Annotated in this window: 1 protein-coding gene; it reads left to right on the top strand. The window is 69.3% G+C overall.

Translation table 11 applies throughout. From position 1 onward, the window contains the following. Positions 1-25 precede the first annotated feature (25 nt). A partial coding sequence (locus RMT89_RS44260) for a CoA transferase (RefSeq protein ID WP_315889408.1) occupies positions 26-254 on the top strand: 229 nt, incomplete at its 3' end.

The following is a 254-nucleotide window of genomic DNA, read 5'->3' as shown; positions in this document are numbered from 1 at the left end:
CGAGCGGCTGCAGGAGATTCAGAACGTGCTGAAAGAGAAGCCGGCTGAGTATTGGCTCGAGCTGCTCGAGAGGCACGACGTGCCCTGCGCACCAGCTCTTCGCCGTTTCGAACTGATCGAGCACCCTCAAGTCGCGGCCTCGGAGAGTCTCGTGGAGACCGACCACCCGGTGGCTGGCCGGCTCCGGCTGGCCCGCACGGCGGCGCGTTTCTCCGAATCCCCCGCCGGCCCACCTCGGGGCGCGCCCCGCCTGG

The organism is Streptomyces sp. P17 (genome assembly GCF_032436805.1).
Taxonomy (GTDB): domain Bacteria; phylum Actinomycetota; class Actinomycetes; order Streptomycetales; family Streptomycetaceae; genus Streptomyces.
The sequence above is the reverse complement of the archived record's forward strand: the minus strand, read 5'-3'. Positions and strand labels throughout refer to the sequence as shown.